The following is a 10,076-nucleotide window of genomic DNA, read 5'->3' as shown; positions in this document are numbered from 1 at the left end:
CGCCCACCCGCCCCGCCGGATCCAGCCCGAAGAAGTCGAGCGCGTGGCTGAGCTTCATGCCGCCGCGGCTGACCCAGGGATGCTCCTGCCCCTTCACCTCCAGCGGGGTGTCCTCGGACACCGGCTGCCCTGGCTTGTCGACGCGCTTCGTGTCGGAAAACACCTTGCCCGCCATGATCAGCGCCTGCGCCTTGGCCCGGGTCTCGACCAAGCCCCGATCGACGAGGGCAACATCGGCACGCTGCTTGGGCATCAGTGAAGTCTCTCAATGGAAGGATCTTAAGAAGGTTGGGGGAATGAATTCCCCCAAACCCCCTTCTTTTTTCTGATCACCGGCCGTTTGCAGACCAGCGCCGCTCCACAGGCGGCACCAGGGCATCGCAGCGGGACACGGTTTTATAAAATCAGTGCTCGCCCACAGGTCGCGCTGCCGCGGAGCCGTTTCACGTCCTGTCTCCACGTGGACACGGCAGTCTGAAAAAAGAAAGAAGGGGTCCAGGGGAATTCATTCCCCTGGCCTACCCCCTGTCTCCCCTTCAGGCCCTGACTGGCTTCAACGCATCCCCGGCCCCCAGCGCCGCCACGGCATGGGCCGCGATGGTGGCGGCGGACAGGCCGACCTGCTCGTACTGGGCCTTGGGCGAGTCATGGTCCGTGAAGACGTCCGGCAGCACCATCGGGCGGAACTTCAGGCCGCCATCCAGCAGGCCCTGCCAGGCCAGGTGCTGCATCACCAGCGAGCCGAAGCCGCCGACCGAGCCTTCCTCGATGGTGATCATCACCGCGTGGTCGCGGGCCAGCTGCTCGACCAGCTTGGTGTCGAGCGGCTTGGCGAAGCGGGCGTCGGCCACGGTGCAGGACAGGCCGCGGGCGGCGAGCTCGTCGGCCGCCTTCAGGCATTCCTGCAGGCGGGCGCCGTAGCTGAGGAGCGCGACGCTGCTGCCTTCGCGCAGGATTCGGCCGCGGCCGATCTCCAGCACCGTGCCGCGGGCGGGGACGGGCACCAGGCCGAAGCCTTCGCCGCGCGGGAAGCGCAGGGCGGTCGGGCCCTCGTCGAAGGCGGCGCAGGTGGCGACCATATGCGCCAGCTCGGCTTCGTCGGCGGCGGCCATCAGCACCATCTCGGGGATGCAGCCGAGATAGGCGATGTCATAGGCGCCGGCATGGGTGGCGCCGTCGGCGCCGACCAGGCCAGCGCGGTCGAGCGCGAAGCGGACCGGCAGCTTCTGCAGCGCCACGTCGTGGACGACCTGGTCATAGGCGCGCTGCAGGAAGGTCGAGTAGATGGCGACGAAGGGCTTCATGCCTTCGGTCGCCATGCCGGCGGCGAAGGTCACCGCATGCTGCTCGGCGATGCCGACGTCGAAGGTGCGCTTGGGGAAGCGCTTCTGGAAGGCGTCGAGCCCGGTGCCGGAGGGCATGGCGGCAGTCACCGCGACGATGCGCGGATCGGCCTCGGCCTCGGCGATCAGCGCCTGGGAGAAGACCTTGGTGTAGGTCGGCGGACCCGGCGGCGCCTTGGCCTGGGTGCCGGTGACCACGTTGAACTTGGAGACGGCGTGGTACTTGTCGGCGCTGGCCTCGGCGGGGGCGTAGCCCTTGCCCTTCTGCGTCACGACATGCAGCAGGATCGGCGCGCCGTCCTCGGCATCGCGCAGGTTGCGCAGCACCGGCAGGAGGTGGTCCAGGCTGTGCCCGTCGATCGGGCCGACATAGTAGAAGCCCATCTCCTCGAACAGCGTGCCGCCGGTCAGCAGCCCGCGCGCATATTCGTCGGCGCGGCGGGCGGCGCGTTCCAGCGGCGCCGGGAAGCGGCGGGCCAGCTTGGCCATCATCTCGCGCAGGGAGAGGAAGGGCCGCGAGGAGATCAGCCGCGACAGATAGGCCGACATGGCGCCGACCGGCGGCGCGATCGACATGTCGTTGTCGTTCAGCACCACGATCAGGCGCGAGCGCATGGCCCCCGCATTGTTCATCGCCTCATAGGCCATGCCGGCGCTCATGGCGCCGTCGCCGATCACCGCGATGACGTTGCGGTCGTCATGCGGCTCGCCGGGGATGGCGCGCTTCAGGTCGCGCGCCACCGCCATGCCCAGGCCGGCCGAGATCGAGGTCGAGGAATGCGCGGCGCCGAAGGGGTCGTATTCGCTCTCGGACCGGCGGGTGAAGCCGGACAGGCCGCCGCCCTGGCGCAGGGTGCGGATGCGGTCGCGCCGGCCGGTCAGGATCTTGTGGGGGTAGGTCTGGTGGCCGACGTCCCAGATCAGCCGGTCGCGCGGCGTGTCGAAGACGGCGTGGATGGCGACCGTCAGCTCGACGACGCCGAGGCTGGCGCCCAGATGGCCGCCGGTCTGGCTGACGGCGTGGATGGTCTCGGCGCGCAGCTCTTCCGCCACCTGCTTCAGCTGGTCGGCGGAGAAGTTGCGCATGTCGCTGGGCACGCGGACGCGGTCGAGCAGCGGCGTCGCGGGAGCGGTCACGGGAGGGGTCCCGGGCACAGGGGGATTCGCCATCAGGACCTCCGGGCGATGGTATAGTCAGCCAGCATCCGCAGTAGATCGGCACGCGGACCGAAGCTGTCGAGATGCGCGCGGGCCTGGGCGGCCAGTCTTTCCGCCTGGACCCGAGCACGGTCGAGGCCGAGCAGCCCGACCAGCGTCGCCTTGCCGGCGGCGGCGTCCTTGCCGGTGGCCTTGCCGGTCTCCTCGGCCGAGGCCGTGGCGTCCAGGATATCGTCGGCGATCTGGAAGGCGGCGCCGAGCTCGCGGCCGTAGAAGCAGAGCGCCTGGCGCTGCTGCGCCGGCGCCTTGCCCAGGATGGCCCCGGCCTCGGCCGAGAATTCGATCAGCTTGCCGGTCTTCAGCAGCTGCAGCCGGCCGATGGCGGCTTCGCCCAGCGGCGGCGCGCCGACCTCGGCCTGCTCTTCCGCCAGCATGTCGAGCATCTGGCCGCCGCACATGCCGCGCGGGCCGGCGGCGAGCGCCAGGCGCAGGCAGAGCTCGGCGCGGACGGCGGGGTCGGAATGGGTGTCCTCGGCGGCGAGCACCGCGAAGGCCTGGGCCTGCAGCGCGTCGCCGGCCAGGATGGCGGTGGCCTCGTCGAAGGCGCGATGCACGGTGGGCTTGCCGCGCCGGAGGTCGTCATTGTCCATCGCCGGCAGGTCGTCATGCACCAGCGAATAGGCGTGCAGCATCTCGATGGCCGCCGCGACCCGCAGCGCCGAGGTCTTGGACACCCCGAACTGCGCCGCGCCCTCGACCACGAGAAACCCGCGCATGCGCTTGCCGCCGCCCAGGCAGGCATGCCGCATGGCGGCGAAGAGCCGCGCCTCCGGCCCTTCCGGCATCGGCAGCAGCGCGTCCAGCGCGTCCTCGATCTCGCCCGCCGCGGCGCGCAGCGCCTCGGGCAGCGTATCGGCGGTCACGGCAGGTCGCGCAGGGTCGCGCCCATCGGACTGCCCCCCGGGCCGGCGACGATCGCCTGCACCTTCTGCTCCGCCTCGGCGAGCTTCGCCTCGCAATGGCGGCGCAGCACGGCACCCCGCTCATAGTCGGCGATCGCCTCCTCGAGCTTGGCCTGGCCGCCCTCGAGCTTCTTCACGATGGCATCGAGCTCGGCCAGAGCGGCCTCGAAGGACAAAGCGGCGACGTCCTGGTGGGGCGTCTCGGACATGACAGGCACCTCAGGGGGTGGCGGAAAGCGGCGTCAGGCGCAGAGCAGCGCCCTTACATGGCCGGCGGCCGAGGCCGCCAGCGCCTCCAGATCATAGCCGCCTTCCAGCGTGGAGACGACTCGTCCGCCGCAGAGCCGGTCGGCAATCCGGCAGATTTCGGCGGTCAGCCAATTGAAATCCGCTTCCCGCACGCGGAGTTGCGCCAGCGGGTCGCGCGCATGGGCGTCGAAGCCGGCCGAGACGATGACCAGCTCTGGCCCGAAGCTTTCCAGCGCCGGCAGCAGCCGGTCGCGCCAGACCGCCCGGAAGGCCTCGCCATCGGCACCCGGGGCCAGGGTGGCGTTGAAGACATTGCCAACCCCGGTCTCGCTCTCCAGCCCGGTGCCCGGATAGCAGGGCGACTGGTGCGAGGAGAGGAACAGGATGGTCGGGTCCGCCTCCACCGCCGCCTGGGTGCCGTTGCCGTGGTGGACGTCGAAATCCACCACCGCAACGCGCCCCAGCCCATGCACCGCCTGGGCATGCCTGGCCGCGATGGCCGCATTCGAAAACAGACAGAAACCCATCGGCCGGTCGGGCTCGGCATGGTGGCCGGGGGGGCGCACGGCGCAGAAGGCCCGCCGCACCTCGCCCCGGCAGACAGCATCGACCGCCGCCACGCCGGCGCCGGCGGCCCGCAGCGCGGCCTCGGCGCTGCCGGCGCTCATGCCGGTGTCGCCGTCCAGCATCAGGATGGCCTCGCCCTCCGGGCGGATCGCCAGGATGCCCTCGACATGATGGCGCGGATGCACCCGCAGCAGCTGCTCCTCGGTGGCCCGCGGCGCCTGCTCCTGGATGGCAGTGGAAAACTCCTCGGCCTCCAGCGCGGCGAGGACGGCGCGCAGCCGGCCGGGCTCCTCCGGATGGCCCTCGCCATTGGAATGGCCCAGGCACGCCCGGTGGGTGACCAGCAGCAGGCTCATGCCTCGGCCGCGGGCTCGACGTCGCGCTTGCGGAGGGTGAAGCGGTACTGCCCGGCCTGCTCGCTGAAGCCGACCAGGGCATGGCCGGTCTCGCGGCTATAGGCCTGGAAGTCCTTCACGCTGGCGGGGTCGGTCGCCAGCACCACCAGCCGCGCCCCGGCCGGCAGGCTGCGCAGGGCCTTGTTGGCCTTTAACACGGGCAAGGGGCAGGTCAGGCCCTGCACGTCCAGCATGGTCTCGCTCATGCGGGGGATAGTGGAGCGGAGAGGCGGGAAAGAGAAGGCTTAGGCCCAGAAGGTTGGGGGAATGAATTTCTTTCTGACGGCCATTTCGTGCCCAGCCGCGACACCGACAGCGACACCAGGGCGTCACGGCGGGGCGAGTGCAGCGTCCCACCTGGCCGGGGGGCAGCGGCAGCCTGACAGAAAAAAGATGGGGTCCAGGGGAATTCATTCCCCTGGCCTGCCTCTGTCTTCTCTCCGCTAAAGGCCTAATAAATCGAGAGTCTTCCCGATGACCTTGCTTTCATCGAAAAGCTCCAGCGCCCTCTCCCGCCCGGCGGCACCGAAGCGCACCCGCAGGTCAGGGTCGGCGGACAGCTTGCGCAGGGCCTCGGCCAGGGGGGGCACGGTCAGGGGCGGCACTAGAAAGCCGGTCTCGCCGTCGATCACCTGCTCGCGCGGGCCACGGATGTCGGTAGCGACCACGGGCAGGCCGGTCATCATCGCCTCGATGACCGACATGGGCAGGCCTTCGAAATGGCTGGGCAGGCAGAAGACATCCGCCGCCGCCAGCACCTGGCCGACATCGTCGCGATAGCCCAGGCGCTTCAGGCGCGGGCCCAGCAGCTTCTCAGCGCGGGCGAAGTCCTCGGCCATGTCGGGACCGTGGTCGGAGGCGAGGCGCTCGCCGACCACCCAGAGGGTCGCGCCGGGGACGTCTTCCAGCGCGCGCAGCAGCTCGACATGGCCCTTGTGGCGCACCAGGCGGGAGACGATGACGACGACGCAGTCATCCGGGCTCGCGCCGAATTCCGCGCGCAGCCGGGCGCGGGCCTCGGCGTCGGGGCGGAAGCGGGCCGGGTCGCGGCCATTGCCGATGCCGACGGCGTGCGGCGCGAGCCCCAGGCGGCGGGCGTCTGCGGCCTCCTCCTGGCTGACGGTCAGGAAGACGTCGGTGGCGCGGCCGCCCAGCCATTCCAGGCCGAGCGCCAGGTTCTTCCGCCAATAGGGGCCGGGCTGGTTGAACAGGAAGCCATGACCCGTATAGGCGATGCGCGGCACCCCGGCGGCCTTGGCGGCGGCGCGCGCCAGCAGGCCGGAAATCGGCATATGCGCATGCACCAGGTCGAATTTCTCGGCCCTGAACACCTCCAGCAGGGCGCGGAAGGCCTTCAGCTGCGCGACCGGGTTCAGGCTGCGCGCCATCGGGACCGGAATGATCCGAAAACCCTCGGCGCGGGCGACCGAGAGCAGCGGGCCCTCGGCGCAGATTCCCACCACCTCGTGGCCGCGGTCGCGGGCGCCGCGCATCACCGGCAGCACGAAATGCCGCAGCGAGAAGTCGACGTTGCAGACCTCGGCGATCTTCATGGCGCGCGAAGGCTGGTCAGCCTTCCTCGACGATGCCGGGGGTCGGCAGGTTGACCCGGCTCAGCGCCCATTGCACCGAGGCGGTGCCGGGCTCGGCCAGCAGCACGACCTGGCTGGTGCGGCGCGGCTCGCCGGCCATGAAGACGCTTTCCTCGACCGCCAGCTTCGCCCGGCTGGCGCGCAGCCGCCAGGAGGCGCCGGAGGGCAGCCGCAGCAGCACCGCATTCTCCTCCAGCTGCGGGCTGGCGACGACGCCGGGATGCAGGTGGAAGCGGACCTCGTAGGCGACCGGGTTCTCGACCTCGACCGAATCCTCGCCGCGCAGGTCGTCGCCGGACTCGGACAGGTAGAGCCGCCGGCGGTGCAGCGCCCCGAAGCCCTTCTTGTAGCCGTCATGGCTGGCGTCCAGCCACTGCGCGCCATTGGCTTCCTGCCGCTCGGCCTCGACGCCTTCGGGACGGCGGCCGAGGCCCTCTTCCCGCAGCTCGCTGCTGTTGGTGTCGGCCAGCACCAGGGTGGAATGCGCCGCGGTCGCGCGCAGCGCGTCGCGCCAGGCGCTCTCGGCCGCGGTGGCGGCGCCGCAATTGACGATCAGCCGGTCGCGGCCGACCGACATCTCGAAGGCCAGGGTCCCGGCATGGTGGAAGCGGTCGGCCTGGCGCGGCAGGCCGGCGGGGCTGAGCGCGGCGCGGCCCTCGGGCGGCGGGCCGCAGTCGACGATGACCAGGGTGCGGCCGGCCTGCAGCCGCTGGAAGCCGGCCTCGGGCAGGATCAGCGGCGCGCGGCCGCGGGCCTGGCCCTGGGTCAGCACCAGATCGACCAGGGCGGCGCCTTCGTCCCGGGTGCCGTTGAACAGGGCGAGGCCGCCATCGCCGTGGCGGAACAGCCGCAACGCCGGGGCGGCGCGGTCGAGCGCCAGCGCCAGATGCGGCGGCGCCTCGAGGCCTGCGCCATGCAGCAAGTTGCGGATCTCGATCAGGTCCTGCACCGCCAGCAGCAGCTGGCCGGGCGAGCGTTCGACATGGGCGCCGTCGGGCAGGATCTGCCGCTCGATCTCCTGCGGCAGCACGCGCAGGCAGCGGGCGATCCAGGCCTCCTCGTTCAGCGCGACGGAGGCCGCCATGGCGCCCTTCAGCGCGGCCAGGCCGCCACGGTGGCGCGCCTCGGCCGGCAAGGTCGCGACCAGGACGCGGGCGTCCTGCGCCAGCCGCACCATCAGCGCACGTCGAAAGTGGTCCTCGGCGGTGGCGGCCAGGAAATCCCAGTGGCCGAGCCAGGCGGAGAGGCGGGCGCCGGCGACCTCGGGGGCGGCGGCGAGGGCCTCGCTGCTGCCGCGCTCCAGCCAGTCGGCGGTGAGATCGCGGGCGCGCAGGCGCGCCCCATCGGTGCCCAGCGCGCGCAGGTCGCGCAGCCAGCAGAAGCCGTGCACGGCGGCGCGCCAGAGGGCGGAGCCGCTGCCCTCGCCCCAGCCCTGGCCGCCTTCCTCGGCGGTGATCAGCGGGCGGGTGGTGCCGCCGACCTCGCATTCGCCGCGGAGCAGCCGGTGGCCGCGCGTCGCGTCGCCGGGCCAGAGGTCGCGGAAGGCGCGGGCCGGCGCCTCCGGCACCTTCACCGGCTTCAGCCCGGCCATCACCCGGCGGGCGCCGCGCAGCCAGTCGGACATCAGGCGGAGCCTCCACGGAGGCCAGCGATGGCGGCCGCATAGTCGGGCGCGCCGAAGACGGCGGTGCCGGCCACCAGCACGTCGGCGCCGGCGGCGATGCAGAGCGGCGCGGTCTTGGCGGTGACGCCGCCATCGACCTGCAGCGCGATCTCGCGGCCGGTGGCGTCGATCATGCGGCGCAGCGTCTCCATCTTCGGCAGCTGGCTCTCGATGAAGGACTGGCCGCCGAAGCCCGGATTGACCGTCATCACCAGCACCAGGTCGACCAGGTCCAGCACATGCTCGATGGCCGAGACGGGCGTGCCCGGGTTCAGCACCACGCCCGGCGACTTGCCCAGGGCGCGGATGGTCTGCATCGAGCGGTGCAGATGCGGCCCGGCTTCGGGATGCAGGCTGATGCGGTCCGCCCCGGCCTCGGCGAAGGCCGCCAGATACGGGTCGGCGGGGGCGATCATCAGATGGACGTCGAAGCACATGGCGGTCTTCCCGCGCAGCGCCTTCAGCACGGACGGGCCGTAGCTGATATTGGGCACGAAATGCCCGTCCATGATGTCCAGATGGAGCCAGTCGGCGCCGGCGGCATCGATGGCGGCGACTTCCTCACTCAACCGCGCGAAATCGGCGGCCAGAAGGGACGGGGCGATTTTGACCGGACGTGTCACGACGGATGTTATGCCTTCTGCGCTGGTGCAGAACAAGCTGAGACGGAGCAGGTCCTGCCCGGCTTGTCATCAGTAAATCTGGAGAAACCGGCCCTCGCGGCAGGAAAAAACAACAAAAAAGCCGCGCCAAGCCCATGGCCCGCGCAATTCCGGCCTCAGGCCGCGCGGAAGCGCGCCATGAAGAAGCCGTCCATGCCGCCCTGCCCGGCCCAGAGGTCGGGGCGGGTGCGCAGCCAGCCCTCGGGCGAGAGGGCCGCTTCCAGCCCCGGCACCTCCTCGGCGCGGATCGGGTCGGGCACCAGCCCGGCGGGCGGGGTGGCGGCCTGGGCCTCGCCTTCCTCCCGCTGCAGCGAGCAGGTGGCGAAGACCAGCCTGCCGCCCGGCGCAAGCAATTTCGCCGAGGCTTCGAGCAGCTGCCGCTGCAGCGTGGCCAGCGAGCCGATATCGGTCGGCCGCTTCAGATGCGGCACGTCGGGGTGGCGGCGGATGGTGCCGGTGGCGCTGCAGGGCGCGTCCAGCAGGATGCCGTCGAACCGGCGGCCAGGATTCCACTGCGCCACATCCGCATGCACCGTCTCGGCACTGAGAGAAAGCCGGGCCAGGTTCTCGCGCAGCCGCAGCAGGCGGGTGGGATCGCGCTCGACGGCGACCACCTCGGCGCCGGCGGCGGCCAGCTGGGCGGTCTTGCCGCCGGGGGCGGCGCAGAGGTCGGCCACGCTCATCCCCGGACCCGCGTTCAGCAGCCGCGCCGGCAGCGAGGCCGCGGCGTCCTGCGCCCAGGCGTCGCCGGCGATGAAGCTGTCCAGCTCGGTGATGCGGGTGCCGGCGGGGAAGCGGGCGGTGCCGTTGGGCAGGCGTTCGGCGCCCTCCGGGAAGGCCGCGCCAGGCTTGAGGGAAAGGTCCAGCGGCGCCGGCAGGCGATGCGCGCGGGCGATGGCGCGCACCCCGGGGCCATAGGCGGCGTGCCAGGCGCTCCACAACCAGGTGGGCGTGTCGAGCCGCTCGCCGTCCAGCTCCTCCAGCGCCGCGGGCCCGGCGGCGGCGACCTTGCGCAGGACGGCGTTGACCAGCCCGGCGAAGGGCCGCGGCACCAGGTCGACGCAGCTGGAGACCACCGCATGCGGCGGCGTCTCCAGCAGCAGCAGCTCGGCGGCGCCGATGCGCAGCACCTGGCGCACCTCCGGCGGCGGCTCGCGGCGCAGCGACGGCTCCAGGATGGCGTCGATGCTGCCCAGGCGGCGCAGCACGCCGGCCGCGATGCGATGCGCGGCGGCGCGGTCGCGCGCCTCGCCGGGCGGCAGGGCGTCCAGCGCCTCCTCCAGCCCGCGATGCCGGTCCAGCACCGCGGTCAGCAGCGCCAGCGCGGCCGCGCGGGTCGGGTTGCGGCGGGGCGCAGGCGCGCGGCCTCCACCGGGACGGGGGCCACGGGGGGCGTCGGGACGGGGGCGGCGGTCGGCGGGCGGCCTCATGTCCGGGACGCTATGGGGCGGGAGGTGGCTCCTATACACACCTGACGCCGCCGAC

The 10,076-nt window shown here is 72.0% G+C and carries 10 protein-coding genes; all 10 read right to left on the bottom strand.

Going from position 1 to position 10,076, the window contains the following annotated elements:
- The coding region (locus tag BKE38_RS22925) for a S4 domain-containing protein (protein WP_278247641.1) at positions 1–253 on the bottom strand (253 nt) is incomplete at its 3' end.
- Positions 254–536: 283 nt separating this feature from the next.
- Positions 537–2,513, bottom strand: coding sequence for a 1-deoxy-D-xylulose-5-phosphate synthase (dxs, locus tag BKE38_RS22920; RefSeq protein ID WP_076959552.1), 1,977 nt, complete (start codon positions 2,511–2,513; stop codon positions 537–539).
- Positions 2,513–3,424, bottom strand: a complete 912-nt coding sequence (locus tag BKE38_RS22915; RefSeq protein WP_076959551.1) for a polyprenyl synthetase family protein — start codon at positions 3,422–3,424, stop codon at positions 2,513–2,515. The genes dxs and BKE38_RS22915 overlap by 1 nt, the downstream gene beginning before the upstream one ends.
- A complete protein-coding gene (locus BKE38_RS22910) occupies positions 3,421–3,672 on the bottom strand; it encodes an exodeoxyribonuclease VII small subunit (RefSeq protein WP_076959550.1) in 252 nt (83 codons plus the stop codon). Before BKE38_RS22910 ends, BKE38_RS22915 begins: the two co-directional genes overlap by 4 nt.
- A gap of 33 nt (positions 3,673–3,705) precedes the next feature.
- Positions 3,706–4,635, bottom strand: coding sequence for a histone deacetylase family protein (locus tag BKE38_RS22905; RefSeq protein WP_076959549.1), 930 nt, complete (start codon positions 4,633–4,635; stop codon positions 3,706–3,708).
- Positions 4,632–4,880, bottom strand: a complete 249-nt coding sequence (locus BKE38_RS22900; RefSeq protein ID WP_076959548.1) for a sulfurtransferase TusA family protein — start codon at positions 4,878–4,880, stop codon at positions 4,632–4,634. The genes BKE38_RS22905 and BKE38_RS22900 overlap by 4 nt, the downstream gene beginning before the upstream one ends.
- A 237-nt stretch (positions 4,881–5,117) precedes the next feature.
- On the bottom strand, positions 5,118–6,227 hold the full coding sequence (locus BKE38_RS22895) for a glycosyltransferase family 4 protein (protein WP_076959547.1): 1,110 nt from the start codon (positions 6,225–6,227) through the stop codon (positions 5,118–5,120).
- Between the two features lie 16 nt (positions 6,228–6,243).
- Entirely contained in the window at positions 6,244–7,890 is a 1,647-nt protein-coding gene (locus BKE38_RS22890; protein ID WP_207553647.1) for a heparinase II/III family protein, read from the bottom strand.
- Positions 7,890–8,552, bottom strand: a complete 663-nt coding sequence (gene rpe / locus BKE38_RS22885; RefSeq protein ID WP_076959546.1) for a ribulose-phosphate 3-epimerase — start codon at positions 8,550–8,552, stop codon at positions 7,890–7,892. The genes BKE38_RS22890 and rpe overlap by 1 nt, the downstream gene beginning before the upstream one ends.
- A 155-nt stretch (positions 8,553–8,707) precedes the next feature.
- Positions 8,708–10,021 carry an RsmB/NOP family class I SAM-dependent RNA methyltransferase gene (locus BKE38_RS22880; protein WP_076959545.1) on the bottom strand — a complete coding sequence of 438 codons (1,314 nt, stop codon included), beginning with the start codon at positions 10,019–10,021 and terminating at the stop codon, positions 8,708–8,710.
- Positions 10,022–10,076: the final 55 nt, after the last annotated feature.

It is taken from the genome of Teichococcus deserti, assembly GCF_001982615.1.
GTDB classification, from domain to species: domain Bacteria; phylum Pseudomonadota; class Alphaproteobacteria; order Acetobacterales; family Acetobacteraceae; genus Pseudoroseomonas; species Pseudoroseomonas deserti.
Note: the sequence above shows the minus strand (reverse complement) of the source record. Positions and strands in the feature narration are given on the sequence as shown.

Bases quoted from the DNA above. Each gene is read 5' to 3' on its own strand.
- dxs (WP_076959552.1), bottom strand. From the start codon at position 2,513: ATGGCGAATCCCCCTGTGCCCGGGACCCCTCCCGTGACCGCTCCCGCG.
- BKE38_RS22910 (WP_076959550.1), bottom strand. From the start codon at position 3,672: ATGTCCGAGACGCCCCACCAGGACGTCGCCGCTTTGTCCTTCGAGGCC.
- BKE38_RS22905 (WP_076959549.1), bottom strand. From the start codon at position 4,635: ATGAGCCTGCTGCTGGTCACCCACCGGGCGTGCCTGGGCCATTCCAAT.
- BKE38_RS22900 (WP_076959548.1), bottom strand. From the start codon at position 4,880: ATGAGCGAGACCATGCTGGACGTGCAGGGCCTGACCTGCCCCTTGCCC.
- BKE38_RS22895 (WP_076959547.1), bottom strand. From the start codon at position 6,227: ATGAAGATCGCCGAGGTCTGCAACGTCGACTTCTCGCTGCGGCATTTC.
- BKE38_RS22890 (WP_207553647.1), bottom strand. From the start codon at position 7,890: ATGTCCGACTGGCTGCGCGGCGCCCGCCGGGTGATGGCCGGGCTGAAG.
- BKE38_RS22880 (WP_076959545.1), bottom strand. From the start codon at position 10,021: ATGAGGCCGCCCGCCGACCGCCGCCCCCGTCCCGACGCCCCCCGTGGC.